This window comes from Halobacterium salinarum DSM 3754, from assembly GCF_008124605.1.
Taxonomy (GTDB): domain Archaea; phylum Halobacteriota; class Halobacteria; order Halobacteriales; family Halobacteriaceae; genus Halobacterium; species Halobacterium salinarum.
On the sequence record NZ_VRYN01000002.1, the window covers coordinates 129,115 to 153,270 of the forward strand.

Annotated in this window: 25 protein-coding genes; 5 read left to right on the forward strand and 20 right to left on the reverse strand. The window is 67.4% G+C overall.

Annotated elements, in window-relative coordinates; all coding sequences use genetic code 11:
* Window positions 1-14: 14 nt before the first annotated feature.
* Complete coding sequence (locus APQ99_RS05730; RefSeq protein ID WP_010902448.1) at window positions 15-758, forward strand: GNAT family N-acetyltransferase; 744 nt, start codon at window positions 15-17, stop codon at window positions 756-758.
* 4 nt (window positions 759-762) lie between these two features.
* Here APQ99_RS05730 and APQ99_RS05735 read toward each other — a convergent pair whose 3' ends face one another.
* From APQ99_RS05735 to APQ99_RS05820, 18 genes are all read right to left on the reverse strand, one after another.
* On the reverse strand, window positions 763-2,466 hold the full coding sequence (locus APQ99_RS05735; protein WP_012289204.1) for a methylmalonyl-CoA mutase family protein: 1,704 nt from the start codon (window positions 2,464-2,466) through the stop codon (window positions 763-765).
* Between the two features lie 129 nt (window positions 2,467-2,595).
* A complete protein-coding gene (locus APQ99_RS05740; RefSeq protein WP_010902446.1) occupies window positions 2,596-2,745 on the reverse strand; it encodes a hypothetical protein in 150 nt (49 codons plus the stop codon).
* 98 nt (window positions 2,746-2,843) lie between these two features.
* Window positions 2,844-3,662 carry a CBS pair associated ParBc domain-containing protein gene (locus tag APQ99_RS05745; RefSeq protein ID WP_010902445.1) on the reverse strand — a complete coding sequence of 273 codons (819 nt, stop codon included), beginning with the start codon at window positions 3,660-3,662 and terminating at the stop codon, window positions 2,844-2,846.
* 31 nt (window positions 3,663-3,693) lie between these two features.
* On the reverse strand, window positions 3,694-5,127 hold the full coding sequence (locus APQ99_RS05750; RefSeq protein WP_010902444.1) for a DHH family phosphoesterase: 1,434 nt from the start codon (window positions 5,125-5,127) through the stop codon (window positions 3,694-3,696).
* A 67-nt stretch (window positions 5,128-5,194) separates the two neighbouring features.
* Window positions 5,195-6,682, reverse strand: a complete 1,488-nt coding sequence (locus APQ99_RS05755; protein WP_012289203.1) for an NADH-quinone oxidoreductase subunit N — start codon at window positions 6,680-6,682, stop codon at window positions 5,195-5,197.
* Window positions 6,679-8,238 (reverse strand): complex I subunit 4 family protein, encoded by a 1,560-nt coding sequence (locus tag APQ99_RS05760; protein ID WP_010902442.1) that lies wholly within the window; start codon window positions 8,236-8,238, stop codon window positions 6,679-6,681. Before APQ99_RS05760 ends, APQ99_RS05755 begins: the two co-directional genes overlap by 4 nt.
* On the reverse strand, window positions 8,239-10,317 hold the full coding sequence (gene nuoL, locus APQ99_RS05765; RefSeq protein WP_010902441.1) for an NADH-quinone oxidoreductase subunit L: 2,079 nt from the start codon (window positions 10,315-10,317) through the stop codon (window positions 8,239-8,241).
* Window position 10,318: 1 nt separating this feature from the next.
* Window positions 10,319-10,621, reverse strand: a complete 303-nt coding sequence (nuoK, locus tag APQ99_RS05770) for an NADH-quinone oxidoreductase subunit NuoK (RefSeq protein WP_010902440.1) — start codon at window positions 10,619-10,621, stop codon at window positions 10,319-10,321.
* Window positions 10,621-10,929 (reverse strand): NADH-quinone oxidoreductase subunit J, encoded by a 309-nt coding sequence (locus tag APQ99_RS05775; protein ID WP_012289202.1) that lies wholly within the window; start codon window positions 10,927-10,929, stop codon window positions 10,621-10,623. Before APQ99_RS05775 ends, nuoK begins: the two co-directional genes overlap by 1 nt.
* Window positions 10,926-11,186 carry an NADH-quinone oxidoreductase subunit J gene (locus APQ99_RS05780; RefSeq protein ID WP_010902438.1) on the reverse strand — a complete coding sequence of 87 codons (261 nt, stop codon included), beginning with the start codon at window positions 11,184-11,186 and terminating at the stop codon, window positions 10,926-10,928. Before APQ99_RS05780 ends, APQ99_RS05775 begins: the two co-directional genes overlap by 4 nt.
* A 57-nt stretch (window positions 11,187-11,243) precedes the next feature.
* The gene (locus APQ99_RS05785) at window positions 11,244-11,705 is read right to left on the reverse strand and encodes a NuoI/complex I 23 kDa subunit family protein (RefSeq protein ID WP_010902437.1); all 462 of its coding nucleotides are present in this window, start codon (window positions 11,703-11,705) and stop codon (window positions 11,244-11,246) included.
* Window positions 11,702-12,757, reverse strand: coding sequence for a complex I subunit 1/NuoH family protein (locus APQ99_RS05790; protein ID WP_012289200.1), 1,056 nt, complete (start codon window positions 12,755-12,757; stop codon window positions 11,702-11,704). The genes APQ99_RS05785 and APQ99_RS05790 overlap by 4 nt, the downstream gene beginning before the upstream one ends.
* The gene (locus APQ99_RS05795; protein ID WP_010902435.1) at window positions 12,758-14,446 is read right to left on the reverse strand and encodes an NADH-quinone oxidoreductase subunit D; all 1,689 of its coding nucleotides are present in this window, start codon (window positions 14,444-14,446) and stop codon (window positions 12,758-12,760) included.
* Window positions 14,443-15,150, reverse strand: a complete 708-nt coding sequence (locus tag APQ99_RS05800) for an NADH-quinone oxidoreductase subunit B (RefSeq protein WP_010902434.1) — start codon at window positions 15,148-15,150, stop codon at window positions 14,443-14,445. Before APQ99_RS05800 ends, APQ99_RS05795 begins: the two co-directional genes overlap by 4 nt.
* A complete protein-coding gene (locus APQ99_RS05805) occupies window positions 15,143-15,553 on the reverse strand; it encodes an NADH-quinone oxidoreductase subunit A (RefSeq protein ID WP_010902433.1) in 411 nt (136 codons plus the stop codon). The genes APQ99_RS05800 and APQ99_RS05805 overlap by 8 nt, the downstream gene beginning before the upstream one ends.
* A 125-nt stretch (window positions 15,554-15,678) precedes the next feature.
* A complete protein-coding gene (gene purE, locus APQ99_RS05810; protein ID WP_010902432.1) occupies window positions 15,679-16,290 on the reverse strand; it encodes a 5-(carboxyamino)imidazole ribonucleotide mutase in 612 nt (203 codons plus the stop codon).
* Entirely contained in the window at window positions 16,287-17,441 is a 1,155-nt protein-coding gene (locus APQ99_RS05815) for a 5-(carboxyamino)imidazole ribonucleotide synthase (RefSeq protein ID WP_012289199.1), read from the reverse strand. The genes purE and APQ99_RS05815 overlap by 4 nt, the downstream gene beginning before the upstream one ends.
* Window positions 17,442-17,507: 66 nt before the next feature.
* Entirely contained in the window at window positions 17,508-19,253 is a 1,746-nt protein-coding gene (locus APQ99_RS05820; RefSeq protein ID WP_227970913.1) for a flippase activity-associated protein Agl23, read from the reverse strand.
* Between the two features lie 96 nt (window positions 19,254-19,349).
* Between APQ99_RS05820 and ribH the strand changes: the two genes are divergently transcribed.
* Both ribH and APQ99_RS05830 read left to right on the forward strand, forming a co-directional pair.
* Window positions 19,350-19,751: a 6,7-dimethyl-8-ribityllumazine synthase gene (gene ribH, locus APQ99_RS05825; protein WP_010902429.1), complete on the forward strand. Its 402-nt coding sequence runs from the start codon at window positions 19,350-19,352 to the stop codon at window positions 19,749-19,751.
* Window positions 19,748-20,890, forward strand: coding sequence for a pyridoxal phosphate-dependent aminotransferase (locus tag APQ99_RS05830; protein ID WP_010902428.1), 1,143 nt, complete (start codon window positions 19,748-19,750; stop codon window positions 20,888-20,890). The genes ribH and APQ99_RS05830 overlap by 4 nt, the downstream gene beginning before the upstream one ends.
* A gap of 123 nt (window positions 20,891-21,013) precedes the next feature.
* On the opposite strand, the gene gdhA1 is transcribed toward APQ99_RS05830, so the two are convergent.
* Both gdhA1 and APQ99_RS05840 read right to left on the reverse strand, forming a co-directional pair.
* Entirely contained in the window at window positions 21,014-22,267 is a 1,254-nt protein-coding gene (gene gdhA1, locus APQ99_RS05835) for an NADP-specific glutamate dehydrogenase GdhA1 (RefSeq protein ID WP_012289198.1), read from the reverse strand.
* 69 nt (window positions 22,268-22,336) lie between these two features.
* On the reverse strand, window positions 22,337-23,173 hold the full coding sequence (locus APQ99_RS05840; protein ID WP_012289197.1) for an HpcH/HpaI aldolase/citrate lyase family protein: 837 nt from the start codon (window positions 23,171-23,173) through the stop codon (window positions 22,337-22,339).
* 73 nt (window positions 23,174-23,246) lie between these two features.
* Here APQ99_RS05840 and APQ99_RS05845 point away from each other — a divergent pair, with 73 nt between their 5' ends.
* Together APQ99_RS05845 and APQ99_RS05850 are read left to right on the forward strand one after the other, a co-directional pair.
* The gene (locus tag APQ99_RS05845) at window positions 23,247-23,720 is read left to right on the forward strand and encodes a MaoC family dehydratase (RefSeq protein WP_010902425.1); all 474 of its coding nucleotides are present in this window, start codon (window positions 23,247-23,249) and stop codon (window positions 23,718-23,720) included.
* A 4-nt stretch (window positions 23,721-23,724) separates the two neighbouring features.
* Window positions 23,725-24,156: a DoxX family membrane protein gene (locus APQ99_RS05850; protein ID WP_081422747.1), complete on the forward strand. Its 432-nt coding sequence runs from the start codon at window positions 23,725-23,727 to the stop codon at window positions 24,154-24,156.

Here is a 24,156-nt window from a genome sequence, read left to right on the forward strand (position 1 = left end):
CCGAACAAACGATCATGATAGTTCGGGAGGCAACCCACGCCGACGGCGACGCCGTTCGTGCGGTCGCAAACGCGTCCTTGGAGGCGTCGTACGCCGATCCGTTGGGCGACGACATCGTGCACACCGCGGCCACCGAGTGGTACGACAGCGACCGCCTGGCCGACCGCCTGGACACCGACGCCGTGCAGTATCTGGTCGCTGAACGGGACGACGCGGTGGTCGGGTTCTCGGAGAGCGAGCGCGACGGGGACGTGGCGGCGATCCAGTGGCTGCACGTCCACCCGGACGCCCGGGGTGACGGGGTCGGCGGCAGCCTGCTCAGTGACACCGAAACACACCTGCTGGAACACGGCGCGAGCCGGATCGAGGGGCGGGTGCTCGCGGCCAACGAACCCGGCAACGACTTCTATCAGGCACACGGCTACGCGCGGAGCGGCACCCGGGAGCTGGCGATCCGCGACGACACCCACACCGAGCACCTGTACGTCAAGCTCCCGGCGGCCGCGAGCACGGCCGCGATGACCGAACGGCGCGAGACCACGGTCGGCGACCTCTGGGTGGCGCTGGACGAACGCGAGCGCGGCTCTGACGCGCCGTTTTACGCGGCGTACCGGGACGCGGATCGGGAGACGAAATACGGGTTTTACTGTGCGGCCTGCGAGCACGCCGACACCGCGATGAACACGATGGGGCGAGTGGCATGCAACAACTGTGGGAACGAGCGCCGGGAGACCCGGTGGGACGCGGCCTACCTCTGAGTGGTCACGCGGCGGCGGCCGTCTCCTGGTAGCCGCCGAACTCGTCTTTGAACACGGCCATGATCTCGCCCATGGTGGCGTACGCCTTGACCGCGGCCACGATGTACGGGATGGTGTTCTCGTCCGCGCGGATTCCGGCCCGAAGCTCGGCCAGCGTGGCCTCGACGGCGTCGTCGTCGCGCTCGGCCTTGACGTCGCTGAGGCGGCCGAGCTGCCGGTCCCGAGTGGCCTCCGCGTCGACGTGAAGCGTGTCCGGGCTGGTGTCGGCGTCCATCTCGTGTTCGTTGACGCCCACGACGGTTTCCTCGCCGTCGTCGACACGGGACTGGTACTCGTAGGCGGACTCCTGGATCTCGCGGTGGAAGTAGCCGTCCGCGATGCCGGCCAGCACGCCGTCGCGGACGCTGCCGTCGCCCAGCTCCTTGATCTCGGTGAGGTACGCCATCGCCTCGGCCTCGATCTCGTTCGTGAGCGACTCCACGGCGAAGCTGCCACCCAGTGGGTCAACGATGTCCGCCGCGCCCGACTCCTCGGCGATGATCTGTTGGGTCCGCAACGCGACCCGCACCGCCTCCTCGCTGGGCAACGCGAGTGCTTCGTCGAAGGAGTTCGTGTGAATGCTCTGGCTCCCGCCGAGCACCGCGGCCAGCGCCTGGAGCGTGACGCGGGCGATGTTGTTCTTGGGCTGTTGGGCGGTGAGGCTCTGCCCGGCGGTCTGGGTGTGGAACTTCAGTTGCGTTGCGGCGTCGGCCTCGGCCCCGTACCAGTCGTCCATGAGGGTCGCGTAGATCCGGCGGGCCGCCCGGAACTTCGCGACCTCCTCGAAGATGGCGTTGTGGGAGTTGAAGAAAAACGAGAGCTGTGGCGCGAACGCGTCGACATCCAACCCACGGTCGATGGCGTCCTCGACGTACGCGAACCCGTCGGCGAGCGTGAACGCCAGCTCCTGGACCGCGGTCGAGCCGGCCTCGCGGATGTGGTAGCCCGACACCGAGATCGGGTGGAAGTTCGGCGTTTCGGCGACGCAGTACTCGACGACATCGGTCACCAGGTCCAGTGACGGTGTGGGCGGCACAACCCACTCTTTCTGTGCGATGAACTCCTTGAGCATGTCGTTTTGGAGGGTGCCACGGATGTCCTCACGGGGGACGCCTTGCTGGTCGGCCAACGCTAGGTACATCGCGTAGATGACCGGCGCGCTGGGGTTGATGGTGAAACTCGTCGAAACCGCCGCGAGGTCGATGCCGTCGAAGAGGATCTCCATGTCTCGGAGGGTGTCGACGGCGACGCCCTCCTTGCCGACTTCCCCGAGGCTCATTCGGTGATCGGAGTCCAGGCCCATGAGCGACGGCATGTCGAAAGCCGTCGACAGCCCGGTTTGGCCGTTGTCGATGAGGTAGTGGAAGCGCTCGTTTGTCTCCTCGGCGGTGCCGAAGCCGGCGAACTGGCGCATCGTCCACGTCCGACCCCGGTACCCCGTGGGGTAGACGCCGCGCGTGTACGGGAACTCGCCCGGGAACCCGAGGTCCTCGTTGTAGTCGGTGTCGGCGACGTCGGCGGGCGTGTAGAGCCGATCGACTTCCATGTTCGAGACGGTCGCAAACCGGGCTTTGCGCTCGCCGTACGCGTCCTGCACCGGCCCGAGCGTGGTTTCGGTCCAGTCGTCGCGTGCCTCCCGGATGTCCGCGAGGTCGTCGTCATCGTACATGTGTGACACACTCATTCAGGAAGATTCATTAAGGAACCGGTGGGCATCGGGTTCGAATAGTGGGTGGTCGGGCGTGGCCATGCGGCAGCACCGAGCGGGACTGTGGGCACGTGACTGGCGGACAGCCGGTCAGTAGTGGCCCATGACGCCGTCTCTGCGCGCCCACCGCTGGCAGTAGTAGAACGCCACGTCCCCGGCGGCGAGGTAGCCGAGGGCGGTCACCACGAGCACGGTCAACTCTCCGAGGGGGAGCCCGCAGAGCGCGACGCCGTCTGCCATTGCGATCTGGAGCAGTTGGCTGCCCTGTACGCGGCTTTTTGCGTTGTTGACGCCCAGCGTGTCGAGCGGTCGATCGCGGTAATAGCAGTCCGTGGACCCTACTGGAGGCGTTCGATCGTTTCGACCAGCGGATGGCGCGCGTAATCGACGACATCGATGTCCGCGATGGAGTCCAGGCCCTCGGTCCGGGCGGTCCGCGCCATCCCGAGATCGACCGCGCGCTCCAACACGATGACGTACGCGTCCATCTCCGCGACGCCGGCGCGTTCGGCGGCCATCACGCGGTGGTGGCCGTCGGCCAACAGCAGACTGCCGTCGTCGCCGGTGCTGCCGTTGTCGATCACCACGAGTGGCTCCGCCAGCCCGTTTTCGAGCTCGTAGCGGCGGCCTTCGAGTTCGTCGGCGTACACCTTCCCCTGGGTCGGAACGACGTCGCTGATCGTGACCGTGCGGCGCTCCTCGGTGATCGAAACGCCGTGTATCGTCTCCAGCGTTCGCATGAGCTTGCCGACTTTCTCGGGGGTCGCGCGCTCGATCTGGGAGCGGATCACGTCGGCGTTCGTGATGATGCCCACGAGGTTGCCCGCGTCGTCGACCACCGGGAGTTTCTGGATGCCAGAGCGCAGGATGACCCGTGCGGCGTCGGTCACGTCCATCTCCGGGTGCGCGACCACCAGGTCCTCGGTCATCACCTTGAACAGCAGTTCGTCGGGATCGGCCAACAGGAGGTCGCGCGCGGAGACGAACCCTTCGACGTGTCGGCCGTCGGTCACCGGGAACCCGTTGTGATCGCTCTCGGAGATCCGGGCCGCAACGTCCGAGACCGTGTCGTCTGCGGACACGGTCGCGACGTCCCTGGTCATGTAGTCCCCGACGGCCGGCGTCTCGCCGTTGGCGTGCGCTAAAGCCTCGTCCATACAGGGACTACGCCGCCGCCGCAGAAATAGCTCACTCACCCTGTTGGATGCCGGAGGTGCCACCGTGGACCTCCTCGAAGAACCGCGACGCGACCACCTCCTCGATCATCTCGGTGAGCGTCGTGGCTGCATCCTCACCGACGGCGTCGAACAGCCCCAGGGGGAGCTGTGCACCCGCCATGTCGGCGTGGCCGCCGGCCGACCCGAGGTCGTCGAAGGCCGACCGGAGCACCGCACCGAGATCCAGGTCCTTTCGGCGCGACCGCGCGGAGACGTAGATCGTGCCGTCGAAGTAGCCGTAGACGAACGTGACCGCCACGCCCCGCATCGCCAACAGGCGGTCGGCGGTCTGTGCGAGCGTATCCCTGGCGGTGATCTGCCCCACGCAGGACGCCAACACGGACCCATTGAGCTGCCGGTTGCGGATTCCGGCGGCGATGGTGTCGAACGTGTCCGCGCTCAGTGACGGGGCTTCGATGCGTTCGAGCACGTCGGTGTCGGCGTTGGGCAACAGCCACGCGGCGGCCGTGAAGTCACGCGGCGTGATCTCCCGCGCGAAGTCGTCGGTGTCCACGCGGATGCCGTACAACAGTGCTGTCGCCACCGCGGTCCGGACGTCGATCCCGTAGCCACGCAGGTACTCCACGAGGATCGTGCTGGTCGCGCCGGTGTCCGGCCGAATGTCGGTGAACCCGGCGTCGACATCGGTCGTCGGCGGATGGTGGTCGATGACGATGTCCACGTCGGTGTCGGGGGCGAGCTGGTCGTTGACCCCGGGGCCGGAGTGGTCGACCAGCGCCACCGCGTCGAATTCGGCGTCGGACTGTGTTTCGACGTTCCGCAGGTCGAACTCCAGGAGGTTCACGAACGCCCGGTTTTCCTGGTGTGAGATCTCCCCGAAGTAACAGGCCTGGCTGTCGACGCCGGCGTCCTCGGCGATGCGCTGGAGGCCGACGGCGGCCGCGATCGCGTCGGGGTCGGGGTTGTCGTGCATGAACACCCCGAGGCGGCCGTCGATCCCTTGCAGGGTCTGGCGCAGCGCCTGGAGGCGCTGTGATGCGCCCGATTCGGTCAACGAGTTGGCGTGCGACAGCAGCTCCGCGCCGGGATCGACGACGCGATCCGCGACCGAGTCGATCCGGTGGCGGTCTTTCGGCGTCGCGTCGAACCCCAGATACACCACCAGCCCGGCGTCGGGATGCGCCGCGTCGGCGGCGATCGCGGCCAGCCGGTTCCGGTCGGCGCGCTCCCCGGCAACGACGACCATGTCGACCGACCGATCCGGGAGCGTGATCGCCGCCGGATCGGTGACGTCCCGGACTTCGGCGGCGACGGACTCGTTGCGGAGGCTGTCCACGCGGCTCTCGTCGCCGTCGAAGACGAACAACTCCCCGCGTCGGTCCGCCAGCGAGCCGATGACAGCGTGCCCGACCGTTCCGCAGCCAAGCACCAGCCGAGAAACCATTCGTTGCCATGCCTTACCCACGAGCCTGTTAAAAAGTACCGCTGTGGAACCGCGCGCGAACTCCGGATCAGCCAGCGAACAGCACGTCAGCGGCGTGCGTTGCGGTCTGCGCGACGGGATCGAACGCCACCAGGAGCGCGATCGTGCCGACCGCCGCAGCCAGCACGGCGACGTAGAGGCCCGTCGGCTGCCCCGAAAGCGACAGGTCGTCGCGTGGGTCCTCGATCCACAGCGCCTTCACGACCCGCGAGTAGTAGAACAGCGACAGCGCGCTGTTGATGGCTGCGATGCCCGCCAGCCATGCGAACCCGGACTGGACCGCGCCCGCGAACAGGACGTACTTCGAGAGGAAGCCAGCGCCGACCGGCAGGCCAGCGAGACTGAACATGAACACGGTCATCGCGACACACGCGACGGGCGCGCGCTTCGAGAGGCCGTTGTAATCCTCGAACGTCCGGCCCACGTCCCAGTACTCCGCGAGCGCGACGAACAGGAACGCGCCCGTGTTCATGAAGCCGTAGACGAGCAGGTGCATCATCGACGCCCCCAACACGAGGGAGTTCTGTGCGCCGCCGCCGCTTTGCAGCGCGGCGAGGCCGATGAGCACGTAGCCCGCGTGGCCGACACTGGAGTACGCCAACATCCGCTTGACGTTCTCCTGGGTGGCCGCCGCGAAGTTCCCGAGTGTCATCGTGACCACCGCCAGCGCCGCGAACAGCAGCGACCAGTCGATGACCGTGCCGGCGATGACGTCCAGGGGGAACGCGGTCGTGAACACGCGGAACAGCACGGCGAACCCGGCGGCTTTCGACGCCGAGGAGATGAACGCCGACACCGGCGCGGGCGCGCCCTCGTAGGCCTCCGGCGCCCAGAAGTGGAACGGCACGGAGGCGGTCTTGAACGCGAACCCGGCGACCAGCATCACGATCCCCAGCCCCAGCACGCCAACGAAGTCGGTGCCGGCGGTGATCGTGTCCGCGATCGCGGGCAGCCCCATGACGCCGGTCGCGGCGTACACGAGGCTGATGCCGTAGAGCATGACCCCCGACGACAGCGCGCCGATGAGGAAGTATTTCAGCCCGGCTTCGATGCTGCCGCGGTCGCGTTTCAGATACGACACCAGCACGTACGACGGGAGGCTGGCGAGTTCGAGGCTGATGAACACCGTCACGAGGCTGTTGGCGGCTGCCATCAGCGTCATTCCGGTGGCGGCAAGCAGTGTCAGCGCGTAGAACTCCGCGACGCTGTCGGCGTCGTCGAGGTAGTCGTGGCTGGCCATCACGACCAGCGTGCCGACCGAGCCGACGACGACCACGAAGAACAGCGACAGCGCGTCGACGATGATCGCGCCGTCGAACTGCACGAACTGCGCGTCGCCGGTGCCCGCCGACAGGAACCACGCAGCCGTCCCGGCGGCGAGCAGCGTGCCGGCGGTCGCGATCCCGGCGAGCAGCGTGTTGTTGTCGCGGTCCGGCAACAGCGTGTCGACACCGAACACGAGCAGTGCCGCTGCGACCAGCACGAACTGCGGTGTCAACGGCGGAAGCTCCGTCACAGGAACACACCCCCGGTTGACACCACGACAGCACTCGCAGACGCCGCGGCGTCCACCACCGGCGTCACGGCGTCCTGGATCATGCCGTAGAACACGTTCGGGACGGTTCCGGCCACGATGACCAACAGGAGCAACGCGACGATCGGCACGGTGTCGTGGAGCGCCGCCGGCACGATGTCGTAGTCAGTTTCGGCGGCGAACGGCCCGAACAACACCCGCTGCATCGCGAACAGCAGGTAGCCGGCGACGATCACGATGCCGAACATCGCCAGCGCCGTGAACAGCTGGGCGTGCGCGAAGTCGGCGCCGAACCCGCCGAGGAAGATGAACAGCTCGCCGGCGAACCCGGCCATCAGCGGCAGGCCCATGTACCCGAACGCGGCGGCGATGAACACCGCTGCGGTCACCGGCATCTTGTCCGCGATGCCGGAGAGGTCACCGACCATGCGCGTGTGCGCGGTGTTGTAGATGACACCGACACACATGAACATCAGGCCGGAGATGAGGCCGTGAGCGACCATCTGGAAGGTCGCGCCGCCGACCCCGTAGTAGTTGTACGCCACCAACCCGAGGATGACGTACCCCATCGAGGACACCGACGAGTACGCGACGATGCGTTTGAGGTCGCGCTGTGCGAGCGCGAGCATCGCCCCGTAGATCACTGAGAGCACCGCCAGCGCGGCGATCGGGACCGCGTACTGCTGTGCGATCCCCGGCATCATCGTGAAGTTGAACCGCAGCAACGCGTACGTCCCCATCTTCAGGAGGACGCCCGCAAGCATCACCGACGCCGGCGTCGGGGCCTGCACGTGGGCGTCGGGCAGCCACGTATGCAGCGGGACCGTCGGCACCTTCACCGCGAACCCGATGAACATCGCGAAGAACGCCACCGTCTTCAGCGTCTCCGCGCCCAGGCCGTACGTCGTCCCGAACTGCCCGGCGTGGATCGCTTGCGCGATCGCGGGCATGTCCATGGTGGTGACGTCAAGCCCGAACACGAGCGCCATGAACCCGATGAACATCAGCAGGCTCGCGACGTTCGTGTACACGAAGAACTTGATGGCGGCGTACTTCCGCCGGGGGCCGCCCCAGATGCCGATGAGGAAGTACATCGGCACCAGCACGAACTCCCAGAACACGAACCACACGAAGAAGTCAAGCGCCGTGAACACGCCCAGGAGGCTGGCCTCCATGAGCAACATCAACGCGTAGAACTGGCTTTGGCGCTCGTCGATGGGCGTCCACGCGCTCGTGATGGCGAGCGTGGTGAGGACCGTCGACAACACGACCAGCGGCATGCTGATGCCGTCGATGCCGACGTGCCAGTTCAGCGTGTACGGCCCGATGGTGATCCAGTGTGTCATCGTCTCGAACGCGAGCGAGCCGCCCTCAAGCAGGGCGTTCCCGCTCCCGTCGAACTGTACGAACATCCACACGCTCCCCACGACGGGAAGCAGGCTGAGGCCGGCGGCGAGCTTCCCCGCGATGCGGTCCGGGGCAAGCATCACGACGAGCGCCGACAGCAGCGTAACGCCGAGTAACGCTTCTATCATCATCTAAAACCACCCCCCTGTGACGCCGAAGACGACAAGCAACGCGACCAAGCCGAGCGTGAGCATCGTCGCGTAGTGGCTGACGATGCCGTCCTGGATGCGGCGAATGCGGCCGCCGGAGAACAGGCTGATGCTGCTGACGGCGTTGACGATGCCGTCGATGACGCCCTGGTCGAACGTGTCCGCGCCGCGAGCCAGGGGCAGCGTCACGCCCTTCGCGAGCCAGACCTGGTATTCGTCCTGATAGTAGTTGTTGTACAGTAGTGTTCTCGCTGCGCCGAGTTTCTCGGTGTGCTTGGTGGGTGCTGGGCCGCTGTACAGCAGCCACGCGAGGCCGGCACCGCCGAGCGCGAGCGCCAGCGAGACCGCCGCGGGAACGAACGGCGCGATGTCCGCGGCGTGGTAGCCGGCGAACGACTCCAGGAGGTGATGGTAGTGTTCGTAGCCCAGCGCCGAGAACGCGGTGCCCTCGGGGCCGGCAAGCCACGTGTGGAGGAACTCGATGTGGAGGCCCGTCGCTTCCGCGACCGGCGTCATGTTCACCAGCCCCACCGTGGCCGCAAGCACCCCCAACACGACGAGCGGGAATTTGACGTTCCACCGCACGCCGTGTGGGTCCTCTGCGGTGTCGGAGCGGGGCTCACCGTGGAAGGTGAGCACCACCATACGGAAGGTGTAAAACCCGGTGAAAAACACCGCGAGCAGCCCCATCGCGTACGCCGCAAGCAGGATCGGACTGTCGCCGGCACCGTAGATGAGTGCCTCGTAGAGGATCTCGTCTTTCGACCAGAAACCCGCGAACGGCACGATCCCCGCCAGCGCGAGGCTCCCGGAGAGGAACGTGTAGTAGGTGACCGGCATCTTCTTGCGGAGACCGCCCATGTCCCACATGTTCTCGTTGTGGTGCATGGCGATGATCACCGATCCCGCCCCAAGGAACAACAGCGCCTTGAAGAACGCGTGCGTGAGCAGGTGGAAGCTGGCGGCGATATATCCGCCGGTCCCCAGGCCAAGCATCATGTAGCCGTACTGGCTGATGGTGGAGTACGCCAACACCTGCTTGAGTTCGTCTTTGACCACACCCATGGTCGCGGCGAACAGCGCGGTGAACCCGCCGACAAGCGCGATGATCGCCAACACGGTCGGCAGCAGCGCGTAGAAGCCGTACATGCGCGCGACCAGGTAGACGCCGGCCGCCACCATCGTGGCGGCGTGGATGAGCGCCGAAACCGGCGTTGGACCCTCCATCGCGTCGGGCAGCCAGGTGTGCAGCGGGAACTGCGCGGACTTCCCGATGACGCCGCCCAGAACCAGCAGCCCAACGACGCTGAACCACTGTTGGGCGCTCATCCCGACCACGTCGAGGAAGTGTGCGACGTGTGCGGGCATCGTGCCCTCGCCGCCCACCGCGGCGAGCGCCTGCTCGGCCATGTGGGGGAACGCGTGTGCGCCCTCACCGGTCGCGACGAACCGCGCCGTGCCGAACGTCGCGAACACCGCCACCACGCCGATGAGGAAGAAGTAGTCACCGAAGCGCGTGACGAGGAACGCCTTTTTGGCCGCGCTCGGCGGCCCCTGCTGGCGGAAGTGGAAGCCGATGAGGAGGTACGAACACAGCCCCACCAGCTCGAAGAACATGAACGCCATCAGGAGGTTGTCCGCGACGACGAACGCGAGCATCGAGAACGTGAACAGGCCAAGCCCGGCGTAATACCGGTGGAGTCCGCCCTCGCCCTCGTCGTTCATATACCCGAGGCTGAACACGTGCACGAGGAACGCCACCAGCGAGACGATGACGAGCATCATCGCGGCCAGCGGGTCAACGAGCACGCCGAAGTGGAGGCTGAACGCGTTCGGGGCCGCCACCCACGTGTAGATCGACTCGGCAATGTATTCGCCCTGGCTCACGGTGACGAACGCCCACACCGAGACCACCAGTGAGCCAGCGGTCGCTACGATACCCGGAATCGCGCCGCCCTTCGGGAGCAGCTTGGGTGCAAAATAGCCCGCAAGCAAGGCAACGAGGAACGACGCGAACGGCAACAACGGAATCGCCGGAATGAACTCTAATGCACCTGCCATCTTACCACCTCATCGTCGTCGCGTTTGTCACATCGATGTCATCGAAGTTACGATACAGCGTCAGGATGATGCCGAGACCGACCGCGACCTCGGCGGCGGCAAGCGCCATCACGAACAGCGTGAACGCCTGCCCCGAGAGGTTCCCGTGGAACCACGAGAACGCCACGAGGTTGATGCCCGCCGCGTTCAGCATCAACTCGACGGACATCAGGAACAGCAACGCACTGCGGCGCGTCAGCACGCCGAAGACGCCGATACAGAAGACGGCAGCGGACAACAGGAGGTAGTACTCCATGGGCACCATCACTGGTCACCTCCCTGGCTGCTGCGGTTTGCGAGGAAGACGGCGCCCGCCAGCGCCGCGACCAACACGACGTCGATGATCTCGAACGCAGCGAGGAACCCCGGCGTCGCCTCCGCCAGCGCCGTGCCGTTGAGGTCCATGAGTACGTAGCCGAGGCTCGCCGTGACGGAAACGTCCGCCGGGAACCCGGCGGTCGCCGACTCGAAGCCCGCACCGACGAACACGACGGCCATGACAGCGAACAGCGCGACTGCGGCCAACCCGGAACCGAAGTTCAGGTCGCCCGCGAACTCCGGGCGCGACGTCACGAGGACGTCACCCCCGGTTGTTTCTTCGTGAGCATCACGGCGAACGTGATGAGGATGAGCACTCCACCGACGTACACGAGGATCTGCATCGCCATGAGGAACGGCGCCTGCAGCATCACGTAGTGGACGCCGATGCTGAGCAACGCGATGCCCAACAACAGCGCGGAGTGCCACACGTCCCGCACGAGAACGACACCGAGGCTGCTCGCTACCGTGAGGGCAGCGAACAACGCGAACGCGAGTGTCTCGTATGGCATTGATTTGGTCACCTGATGGATTGAGAGAGCGCCCTATGTAGGTTTCGAGACGCTCGTCTACTGGTAGTCGACTTCGCCCTCGCCGTCACCGATCCAGGCGCCGCGGTCGGGTTCGCGCGAGGCAACCGGGTCGATATCGTTGTACCACGGTACGTTTTTCAGCTGCTCTTTGTTGAACACGAGATCGTGTTTCGTGTCCCCGGTGAACTCGAAGTTCTCCGTGAGCAGGATGGCGTCCACGGGACAGACTTCCTCACACAGCCGGCAGTAGATGCACTGGCCGACGTGGAGGTTGTACTGTTCGCCGTTGCGCTGGTTGTCCGTCACGATCTGGATGGTGTCGTTCGGACAGACGTTCTCGCATTGCCGACACCAAATGCAGCGTTCCTGGCTGAACTTGTGGACGCCGCGGAAGCGCGCCGACACTTCGGGCGCTTCCTCGGGATACTCGACGGTGAACGTATCACCGCTGAGCGCGTGTTTCATCGTCGTCGCCATCGATTTGAGGAGGCCTATCATAGTCCAGTCACCCCGAGTGCAGTCGCGGTGAGCACGAGGTTCGCGAACGACAACACGAGCAGTCCCTTCCAGCCGATGCCGATGAGCTGGTCGATCCGCACGCGTGGGATCGCGGACCGGCACCACTGCGTGAAGAAGTACACGGCCCAGATCTTGATCGTGAACCAGACGAACCCGGGCAGGAACGGCCCGCCAGGGCCGCCGAGGAACAGCGTTGCGATGATCGCACCGCCCAGGAAGATGTGGATGAACTCGCCGAGGTAGAACAGCACGAAGTACGCCGACGAGTACTCCGTCTGGTAGCCGGCGACGATCTCGGTCGGTGCTTCCGGCGTGTCGAAGGGGTTGCGGCCGACTTCGGCGAGGTTCGCCACGACGAACAGCACGAACGCGAACGGGTTCACGAACGCGAACCACGCCGGGATGCGGACGCCGGCGATGGTCGCAAGCGTGGTGTTCTGTTGGATGGCGACGATCTCGCTGAGCTGCAGGGTCCCCGTGAACAACACGACTGACGCCGCAGTGAGCACGAGCGGGATCTCGTACGCGATGTTTTGCGCGACGGCGCGCAGGCCGCCGAGCAGGCTGTACTTGTTGTTCGACGCGTAACCGCCCATGATCAGCCCCAGGCTCGCGATCGACGCGATGGCGAACACGAACACGAGTCCGACTTCGGGGTCGGCAAGCTGGATGCCGTTGCCCATCGGGATGACGGCGAACGCGAACAGCGCCGACCCCGCGAGCACGATCGGTGCGAGGTCGTAGGCGGGCCGGTCGACGCCCTCCGGGATCACCAGCTCCTTCGAGAGCAGGCGCACGGAGTCGACGACGATCGTTCCGAGCCCCCACGGGCCGACGCGGTTGACCGAGATGCGGTCGGTGAACGCCGCGGTGATCTTCCGCTTGGCCCACGGGCCGGCGAACGCGGTCATCGTGAGCATGATGGTGCCGACGAGCGCGGCGGCGACCAGCATCGAAACCGCGTCCCCGAGGAACCCGCCGACACCGAGGAGGTCCGAGATGATGTCCGGCAGGGGTGTCTGCGTGGCCATCTATCTGTCCACCTCCCCAAGGATCACGTCGAGGCTGCCGAGGGTCGCAACGAGGTCGGGGATGTACTCCCCGGTGGACATCTCCTTGAGCGCGGAGAGGTTCGAGAAACACGGGCTGCGGATCTTGAACCGGCCGGGCTTCTCGGTGCCGTCGGCGCGGATGTAGACGCCGAGCTCGCCTTTGGCGCCCTCGACGGTCCGGTAGGTCTCGGTGCCCGCCTCGGGCTTGAGCGTGCGCGGGACGTTGGCTTGGATGTCGCGTTCGTCCTCGGGCCAGCCCTCCAGCAGGTCGACGCACTGCTCGATGATGCGGGCCGACTGCTCGACTTCCTCCATGCGCACGAGCAGCCGCGAGTAGTTGTCGCCGCCGTCCTCGGTGACGACGTCCCAGTCGAGTTCGGGGTAGTAGCCGTAGGGGTCGTCGCGGCGAACGTCGTAGTCGACGCCGGAGCCGCGAGCCACCGGGCCGGTCACGCCGTAGTCTTTGGCGGTCTCGTAGTCGAGAACACCGGTGTTGACCGTTCGCGCCTGGAAGATCTCGTTGCTGGTGATGAGGTCGCTGTACTCGTCGAGGCGCTCGGGCAGCTCGTCGAGGAAGTCCCGGACGCTCTCGAAGAACTCCGCGCGGGGCTCGGGGATGTCCCAGACCACGCCGCCGAGGCGGAGGTAGTTGAGCATCATCCGCTGGCCCGTGAGGTCTTCGAGGATGTTCTGGACGACTTCGCGGTCCCGCATCGCGTACATGAAGATGGCGGTGAAGTCGCCGTAGATGTCCAGACAGAACGTCCCCAGCGCGAGCATGTGGCACGCGATGCGGCACAGCTCGCCGCCCATGGTGCGCAGGATCTGTGCGTACTCGGGGACGTCGATGTCCGCGAGGTCTTCGGCGGTGCGGGCGTACGCCCACTCGTTCAGGATGCCGCCCGGGCCGTAGTCCCAGCGGTCCGGATACGGCATGATCTGGTGGCGGTACGTCCCCTTCTGTGCCATCTGCTCCTCGCAGCGGTGGAGGTAGCCGATGTCGGGGTTGACGTCCGCGACCTGCTCGCCGTCGAGGACGGTTTCGACGTGGAGCACACCGTGTGTTGCGGGGTGGTGTGGGCCGATGTTGAGGAACATCGTGTCCGAGTCATCGGCGGCCTGCTCGTGGCCCTCCAGTGGGTTCTTGTGCTCGTCGAAGGTGACGATCTGGGGTTTGTTCTGGTTGTAGTCCAACCCCAGGGGATGGCCCTGCCAGGTGTCCGGCAGCAGGATGCGTTCGAGGTTCGGGTGGTCGTCGTACTCGACGCCCACGAGGTCGTAGGCCTCGCGTTCGTGCCAGTCGGCGGTGCGGAAGACGGGCTCCGCCGTCTCGCTGACGGGGTTGTCCCGGCTGGTGGGCACGATGATCGAGACCTCCTGTGTGGGGTCGTCGTACTTCCGGAGGTGATAGATGCTCTCGAAGCGGTCCTCGTGCTCTTCGGCGGTGACACAGGACAGGTGGTCGAACCCGGCCTCCGTTTTGAGCGTCGACAGCACGTCCTGGACGGCGTCGGCGCGGATGACGAACCCGGGCGCGTTGAGGTGGTCCTCGCGTTCGAGGACGTGGTCCTCGATGAGCGCCTCGAGCGCTGCGGGACTGCCGGATGCCGGCGTCGCCGGAGCGGCGTCGTCGACGTCCGGCGTGTCGTCTTCTTGCTGTGTGCTCATGGTGAATCAGCCCAGTTGTACCGCATGACGAGCGACTCCTCGTCGATGTCGGCGGCGAGCTTGTCGACGATCTCGTCGCGTTCGAGGTCGCCGAACTCTTCGAGTTCGTATGGCTTGACCGTGACCGGCGACGATTCGCCGTTGGCGATGCGTTCCTGGAGCTTCGCGACGCCGTAGACGAGCGCTTCCGGGCGCGGCGGGCACCCGGGGATGTGGATGTCCACGGGGATGACTTCCTCGGCGCCCTTGACGACGTTGTACCCTTCCTGGAACGGGCCGCCGGACGTCGAACAGTTGCCCATGTTCACGACGAACTTCGGCTCGGGCATCTGGTCGTAGACGCGCTTCATGCGCGGCGCGAACTTCGAGACGATAGTGCCGGGCACGATCATCACGTCAGCCTGCCGCGGGGATGCCCGGGGGACCCCCGCGTGGAAGCGGTCGAGGTCGTGTTTGACCGAGTACGTGTGCATCATTTCGATGCTGCAACAGGCGATCCCGAACTGCAGCATGAACATGCTCGATCCCCGGACCCAGTTCATGAACTTGTCGAACTTCGTGAGGATGAACGGCGTGGAGCCGAACGCCTCGCGGAGCCGGGAGTTGAATCGATCGTCGACGCCATCCCCCATGCGGGCGTCACGAGTCGATGTCAACGGGTCACTCGTGTCGGTGATACTGTCTCTTGGTTGGTCACTACTCATGTGTGGTCCTTTGTTCGTGTGCCGGGGTCCGCATCCACTGCACGACGCCCTTGCGCCAGGCCCATGCGAGGCCGACGACGAGAATACCGATGAAGACGAGCATCGGCGCAAGCACGTTCGTTAGGCCGATCCCGTCCATCGCGAGCGCGTCGCGGTAGATGACGGTCCACGGGAAGATGAGCACGGTTTCGATGTCGAAGACGAGGAACAGCAACGCGACCATGTAGTACTGCGTGTTGAACTGGAGTCGCGCGTTCCCGGTCGGCACCTCCGCGCTCTCGTACGTGGCTCGTTTTCCCTGCTCGGATACGCTGGGCCGGATCAGTGACGAGACGCTCAGCATCCCTGCGGGGATGAGAACGGATACGAGCGCCAGCATACCGATGGCGATCCATGGATTCATAGGATTATCTCCGTGACGGCTGGGAGTTTGAACCGCACACTCATAAACGTTGATTTATGGCCTTACGGGCAGAGGAACGCGTTATCCGGAGTTTCAGGCCCCTAGCCGCAGTCGGGGTGGCGCGGTTAGTTCTGGGGGCTGCGAAGGCTGTCGGTTCCCTGGCTGTGGAGGCGCGCGGAGACATCGGCGACCCCCTCCTGGCGGGCGGCCTGGAGGTCGCGCAGTCGGTCGGCGAGCGTGGGGTCGTCGGTGGCGAGGAACTGGGCGGCAGCGAGGCCGGCGTTGTAGGATTTCCCGGCGTCGACGGCCGTGATCGGCGCGCCGGTCGGCATGCCGATCACTGATGGCACGGATTTCTCCTGGACGGGCACCCCAACGACCGGAATGGGGTAGGCGAGCGACGCGGTCATGTTCGGGAGGTCGGCTGATTTCCCGCCCGCGCCGGCGATGATGACGTCCAGTCCCCGGGCGGCGGCTGTGCGCGCGTACGCGTCCATGAGTGTCGGCGTCCGGTGGGCGGAGACGACCCAGGATTCGAACGTGTATCCGGTCGGCGGGTCGTCGTAGTCGGTGAGCTCGGTGAACCCGAGGTCGGTGAGCGCGTCGTGTGCGCCCGCCATCACGTCCAGGTCGCTGTCGCTGCCCATGATGACGCCGACGTCGGGCGTTTCGTCGGGCGGATGGTCGGCTGCTGCTTCGGTCTCGAACAGGTCGATGAGGTCTGAGACGGTTGTCATGAGTGGTGGGTGTCGGTGAACGAGACGGCATCGCGGGCGGCGCGCGCTCTCGCCAGGCGGTCGTCGCCGCCGCTGACGGTGACGTGGGCCATCTTCCGGTGCGGGCGGAGCTGTCGTTTCCCGTACCAGTGCAGCGCCACGCCGGCGTCGCGGAACGCGGCCGGGACGCCGGCGATCGTCGCCGGATGTGGATCGACATCCGGGTCGCCGATGAGGTTCGCCATGACGGTCGGTTCGCGGAGCGTCGTGTCCCCCAGCGGGAGCCCGAGGACGGCGCGGATGCACTGTTCGAACTGGGAGGTCCGACACCCCTCGATGGTGTAGTGGCCGGAGTTGTGGGGGCGGGGTGCGATCTCGTTGACGAGCACGCGCCCGTCGACGGCGAAGAGTTCGACGCCGAAGACGCCGCGACCGTCGAGGGCGTCGAGCACGTCCGCGGCGACACCGGTGGCGTCCTCGCGGACGGCTGGGCTGGTGCGCGCCGGGACGACCGATTCCCGGAGGATCTCCGCCTCGTGGAGGTTTTCGGCGACCGGGAACGTGGCCGTCTCGGCGTCGCCGCGGGCGGCGATGACCGAGAGTTCGCGCTCGAAGTCGACGAGTTCCTCGGCGACGAACCCGCCGAGGTCGCCGCCGAACTCCGCGCGGGCGTCGGCGACGGAGTCCACGGGGGCGTTCCCGCTGCCGTCGTACCCGCCGGTGCGGCGTTTCAACATCAGCGGCGCGCCGAGCTCCTCGAAGGCCGCGCGCAGGTCGGCCGCGTCGTCGACCGCGCGGAACGCCGGCACGGGGATGCCGGCGTCGGCGAGCGCGCGGTTCTGCACGAGTTTGTCCTGGATCGTGCGCAGGGTCTCGGGCGAGGGGTGGACCGCCACCTCGTGTGCCTCGGCGGCGTCGGCGAGCACGTCGGGGTCCGCGAGTTCGATCTCGTAGGTGAGCACGTCCGCGCGCGCGGCGAGTTCCCGGACGCCATCGGGGTCGTCGAAGTCGGCGCGGATGTGGTCGGTTGCGGGCTGTGAGGCGGGGCAGTCCGGCGTCGGGTCGAGGACGATCACGTCGACGCCGAGCGGGCTGGCGGCGTCGGCCAGCATCCGGCCGAGTTGGCCGCCACCCACGACGCCGATCGTGGAACCGGGCACGCGTGTCATCACCGACACCTCCCACCTACACCTGCATAAGAATTGCCCAGTTGGACCGAGAAGTATACACGAACCTGGTTACTTGTTGGGCGTTGGCGGTTCGTATCCGGGCGCTGTCGTGTCCACGAACACCACGATGATCGGCCCATCGGCGTCGAGTTCGTAGGTGACGCTATCGTAGCCGCGGTCACCGAGCGTGGGTGCGAGTTCGTCGTAGTGGGTGGCGGGCGCGATCACCACGGGCGCGTCACAGAGCGAGGCGGTGCCGGCGGCCGTGTCACACGACACGACCGCGTCGGGGCGGGGCGTCGACGTGACGGTGGCGTTGGCGCGCTCGAGATACCACGGTAGCGGGAGGCGGTCGAACCACGACGTGCCCGCAACGCGTGCGGGGTCTCCGCGGTCGAACGGCGACGAGACGGCGAACTGGTCGCCGACGTACACGACACCGGCACCGCGCTCGGCCGCCGGGTCACCGCGGGTCGACGGCCCCAGCACCGACGCCGCCGATTCCAGGCCCGGGTGCATGTCGCTGGTCGGTTGGCCGGGCTGCACCAGCGGGTTGTCGCCGGCCTGTGGCGTCACGTAGCTGGTTTCGGCCGCCACCACGCCGACCTGTGCGACGGCGGCCAGCAACACCAGGCCCGCGAGCGCGGCGTTCACCGTGTCCCGGGACGCAACCGCGCTGTGTCCCGTGCGGACGACGGCGGCGATGCCGACGGCCGCCGGGATCGCGAGCGGCACCACCGCGTGGGTCACCGACCACGCGCCCGCCACGGTCGTGATCGCGGGGTACACGACGACCGAGGCGAGCCCCCAGTAGCCCGCGAACAGCACGAGCGGCCGGGGAGTGTCGGCGGCGTACCGCTCCGCGAGGAACCCGAGCACGCCACCGCCCGCGACCACGACGGCGGTCGTGGCCAGCGTGCGCAGGGCGGCCACCAGGTACGCGATGTAGCTGTGGTCGCGGTCGACCCCGTCGACGACCCACGTCTGCCAGAGGGCGTGGGCGGCGTCGGCGGACCCGGCGGCGACGGCGGACGGAAGCCGGGTGGGAGCAGCGCCGAGTCCGCCCGCGACCGGCCGAGGGGTGTAGAACGCGACGAACACGGCACCCGCAACCACCGCGGACGCCGCGAGCGTGCGCCGCCACGCCCAGAATCCGCGGGCGGCCCGTGTGACACCGGCCTGCAGCGACTGCGTCCAGGACAGCCCCCGGGGGTTGGCGGTGAGCAGCCGGCGATCCGCGACGAGCGCGCCCGCCCCCGCGAACATGGCGGCGTAGACGAGGGCGTTCTCCTTGGCCGTGAGCGCGAGCGCGAGCCACCCCGCGGCGACCGGGAGCAGCCAGCGGCGTCCGGTGTCGTGGGCGCGGACCGCGAACCCGACCGCAGCGAGGCTGAACGCCGCCACGAGCACGTCGCTGCGCATGAACCGCGAGTAGTACACCAGCGTGGGGGTGAACGCGAGCAGGCCGGCGAGCGCGATGACCTCGGTGTCGTCGAGTCGCCCCCGGAACAGCCACGCGACGCCGGGCAGGAGCCCGCCGACGACCGCCACCGGGGCGCGCGCGACCGCGTCTGACGCCCCGAACAGACCGAACAGCGCGTCGTTGACGTGGAACAGGAACGGCCCGTGAACGATCGGCCGATACGACCACGCGCCGGTCGCGTGGTAGTCGAGGATCCAGTACCCGACGCGCGCCTCGTCGGCGTGGAACGGCCGCGCGCCCAGCCCGGCGAGGCGCGCGGCGAGCGCACCCGCAACCACGGCGGCGACCGCGCCGGCAACCACGACACGGCGGTCGCGTCCCGTCGAGTCCATGTTGTCCGTGGGACGGATCGGCGCGCATACAAGTGTTGCGTGTTGCTGGAGGGCGGGAGCGGTAGGCATTAGTCCACGCCCGAAGATAGGACTGGTATGACACGGCTCGGGCTGGTGGTTGCGGAGTTCAACCGCAGCGTCACCGAACGGATGGAGGCGGCGGCGCGGGAGGCGGCCGCCGACGCCGACGCGGCGATCACGGACACGGTACACGTGCCGGGGGCGTACGATTCGCCGCTGGCGGCCGACCGGCTCGCGCGCCGCGACGACATCGACGCCGTGGCGGTCGTCGGCGCGATCGTCACCGGCGACACGGACCACGATCACGTGATCGCCAGCGCGACCGCCGACACGCTCACCGACGTGAGCCTCGAACGCGACACGCCCGTGACGTTCGGCGTGTCCGGCCCCGGCATGTCCGGCGCGGAAGCCCGAGAGCGTGTGGAGAAAGGCGCGGCGGCGGTCGAAAGCGCGGTCAGTCTGACCCAGGAACTATGAACTTCAGCACCAGAGTCACGAGCGTTGAACCGAGCGCAACCCTCGCGGTGAGCACTCTCGCGAGCGAACTGGAAGCCGACGGCGTCGACGTGGTCGATCTGTCCGTGGGCGAACCCGACTTCGACACGCCGGAGAGCATCGTGGACGCCGGGAAGGCGGCGATGGACGCCGGCCACACCGGCTACGCGCCGTCCAACGGCGTGCCCGAACTCCGGGACGCGATCGCGGAGAAGCTGCAGGGCGACGGCCTCGACTACGAGGCGGGCAACGTCATCGTGACCCCGGGCGCGAAGCAGGCGCTCTACGAGACGTTTCAGGCGGTCGTCGACGAGGGCGACGAGGTCGCGTTGCTGGACCCGGCGTGGGTGTCCTACGAGGCGATGGCGAAGCTCGCGGGCGGCGAGCTGAACCGCGTCGACCTCGCGCCCCACGACTTCCAGTTGGAGCCGGCACTCGACGACCTCGCGGACGCGGTCTCCGACGACACCGAGTTGCTGGTGGTGAACTCCCCGAGCAACCCGACGGGTGCGGTGTACTCGCGGGCGGCCATGGAGGGCGTTCGCGATCTCGCCGTCGACCACGACATCACGGTGATCTCCGACGAGATCTACCAGCGCGTCAACTACGGCCCGGCGCACGTGAGCCTCGCGGGCCTCGATGGAATGTTCGAGCGCACGGTCACCATCAACGGGTTCTCGAAGGCGTACTCGATGACCGGGTGGCGACTCGGCTACCTCGCCGGCCCCGAGGCGCTCGTCGATCAGGCCGGGAAGGTGCAGTCACACTCCGTCTCGTCGGCCGCGAACTTCATCCAGCGCGCCGGCGTCGAAGCCATCCGGCACACCGACGACGCCATCGACGAGATGGTCGCCGCCTTCGAATCGCGGCGGGACCTGCTCGTGGACCTGTTCGCCGAGCACGGCACCGACGTCTCGACGCCCGACGGCGCGTTCTACCTGATGCTGCCGGTCGCCGACGACGACCAGGCGTGGTGCCAGGACGCGCTCAAAGACGCCCACGTCGCAACCGTGCCCGGATCGGCGTTCGGCGCGCCCGGCTACGCGCGACTCTCCTACGCGGCGAGCACCGACCGCCTCGAAGCGGCAGTCGATCGGCTCGCGGCCGAAGGCTACCTGTAGCGGCCGCCGCTGTGCGCCCGGGTATCGGCGTCGCTCCGGTCGCCGGCCCAGTTATGCGACACCCGGAAGCGCGCCGGACACGGACAGGGACGCCGCGGACGAAGCTGGTAGTTACGGCCGTTCTCAGGGCCAGCTACCGCTGCCCTCGTAGGCGTCGACGACGCGCTGGACGGCGACCACGTAGGCGGCGGTGCGGAGGTTCGGCGTGCCGGCGTCCTCGTGGGCGTCGGTCATCGCGTCGAAGGCGTCCGTGATGATGGCCTCAAGCTCCTCGTTGACGCGGTCCTCGGTCCACTGGAAGCGCTGGCGGTTCTGCACCCACTCGAAGTACGAGACGGTGACGCCGCCCGCGTTCGCGAGGATGTCCGGGACGACGGTGACGCCGCGCTCGGTGAGCACGTCGTCGGCGTCGGGGGTGAGCGGGCCGTTGGCCGCCTCGACGACGACGTCGGCGTCGACGTCGTGGGCGAGGTCCTCGTCGATGGCGTTTTCTAGCGCCGCGGGCACGAGGAGATCGACGTCCATCGTGAGCAGGGCCTCGTTCGAGAGCTCCTCGGTGGCACCCTCGTAGCCGGAGACACTGCCGGTCTCCGTCTTGAATGCTTTGACCGCGCGCGTGTCCAGCCCGTCGGGGTTGTGGACCGCGCCCGAGGAGTCCGAGACGGCGACCACGTCCGCGCCCTGGTCGGCGATGAGCTTCGCGGCGACGCTGCCGGCGTTGCCGTAGCCTTGGACGGCGACGGTGGCGTCACTGAGGTCCCGATCGAGGTAGTCGAACACCTCGCGGGCGGCGAACATCGTGGAGCGCCCGGTGGCGTTCACCCGGCCCTCGCTGCCGCCGTTCTCAAGCGCCTTCCCCGTGATGACACCGGGCGCGGTGGTGTCTTCGAGGGTTTCGTAGGTGTCTTTGATCCAGTTCATCTCGCGCTGGCCCGTGTTCACGTCGGGTGCGGGCACGTCTTTGTCCTCGCCGATGAACGGGCGGAGTTCCGTGGCGAACGCGCGTGTGATGCGTTCGAGCTCGCTGTCGGAGTACTCCTCTGGGTCGAGGATGATCCCGCCCTTCCCGCCGCCGTACGGGATGTCTGCGACGGCGGTCTTGTACACCATCCATCCCGAGAGCGCTTTCACCTCGTCGCGGGTGACGCCCGGGTGGTAGCGAATGCCGCCCTTGTAGGGGCCGCGGTCCCCGTTGAACTGCGAACGGAAGGCTTTGAACGTCTCAATCGTCCCGTCGTCCATCTCCACGGAGAGCGTCGTTTCGAGGACGCGCTCCGGGTGTTTCAGGCGTTCGAGAACGTCCGCGTTGACGTCGAGGAACTCGCCGGCGTCGTCGAGCTGTTCCTGCAGGCTCTCGAATGGGTTGGCTTCCGGCATATCTAAGCCACTTTCAAACTCAACGAATAAGCATGACGGATCATCCCCGCCGGAAGCGTCAGCGCCCAATCAGTTGTCCGCGGCCCGCGCCCGTCGCATGATTCGTTCGGCCTGCGCGATGAGCGGCGCGTCGATCATCTCGCCGTCCACGCGGAACACCCCCGCGTCGGAGTCGGCTGCGGCGTCGAGCACGCGGGTCGCCCACGCGGTGTCGGCCTCGGTGGGCGTGTACGCGTCGTTGATCGGGTCGACCTGCGCCGGGTGAATCGCCAGCTTCCCGTCGAACCCCAGGTCGGCCGCGAACCGCGCGTCGGCGGCGACGGCACTGGGGTCCTCGATGGCAGTGTGAACGGTGTCGATGGCGTCCACGCCAGCCGCGCTCGCCGCGAGCACGACGCGCTCGCGGGCGTACAACACCTCCGTCCCCTCGTCCGTCCGGGTGGCCCCGATGTCCGCAGAGAGGTCTTCGGCACCGAACACCAGCGCGTCCGTGGGGCCTGCGGCTGCGATCTCGTGGGCGTTCAGCACGCCCGCCGCCGACTCCACGAGCGCGAGCACCGGCGATGTGGCGTCGTGCTCGGCGAGCAGGCTGTCGACCGTCGCCACGTCGTCGGCGTCGGTCACCTTCGGGACCACCACCGAATCGAAGCCGCCCCCCGAGAGGACCGCGTCCACGTCGTCGCCCGCGCCCGATCCGACGGGGTTGACGCGCACACAGACCTCACAGTCGGGGTCGAAGTCGGCGGCCGTGAGCAGGTCGCTGACCGCGCGCCGCGCGTCGCCTTTGCGGGCTGGCGCGACGGCGTCTTCGAGGTCGAAAACCACCACATCGGCCCCCGTGGTCGGTGCCTTCCGCATCAGGCTGGGCTGGTCGCCCGGCGAGAACAGCACGCTGCGTCGGGTCATGTGCACGACGACGGCGGCCCCCATCTTGTACGTTTCCGGAGCGACTTTGACGGGTGGCGTCCACCTCCCGGGCATGACAGGCCGCTACTACGAGGGCTTCGAGGTCGGGGAGACGATCGAGCACGCCACCCGGCGCACGGTCTCGGAGGCGGACAACCAGGAGTTCTGTGACATGACGATGAACCAGCAGCCGCTGCATCTGGACGCCGCGTTCGCGTCCGAAACGCAGTTCGGCGAGCGAATCGTCAACGGCCTCTACACGATGAGTCTGGCCGTCGGCATCACCATCCCCGAAACGACCGACGGCACCATCGTCGCGAACCTCTCCTACGACGACGTGGAGCACCCGGCGCCGGTGTTCCACGGCGACACCATCCGAGTGCAGTCGACGGTCACCGACAAGCGCGAGACCAGCGACGGCGAGCGCGGCGTCGTCACGATGCGCGTCGAGGTGTTCGCCGTCAACCGCGAGGACGAACCGCTGGTCTGCGAGTTCGAGCGCACCGTTCTCTCGCTGAAGCGCGCACACGACGCGACCGGGGACTGAACCCGTGACTGCACGCGACCGCGCCGACGCGCTCGGCGGCCGCGCGAGCAGCCTCGCCGAGCGCGCACCCGCACCGGCGACGCTCGCCCGCGTGGGACTGGGCCTCATGCTCGTCGCGGCGGGCGCGCACAAACTCATCGACCCCGCGGGCTGGACCGTCTACGTCACGGACTGGCTGGCCCCCCTGCTCGTCGTCTCCTCGACGACGTTCATGCTGGCGAACGGCTACCTCGAACTCGGGTTCGCCGCGCTCCTCCTCGCGGACCGCTGTACGGCGTTCGCGGCGCTCGTCGCGGCCGGCTCGCTCGCCGTGACGACCGTGTACCTCGCCGTCGTCTGGGTCGACACGGGGCTGTTCGGGGACGTGGTCGCCCGTGACGTGGGGCTGACCGGGCTTGCGCTGGCGGTGCTCGTGGGCGCACTTCGAGGCGAGTAG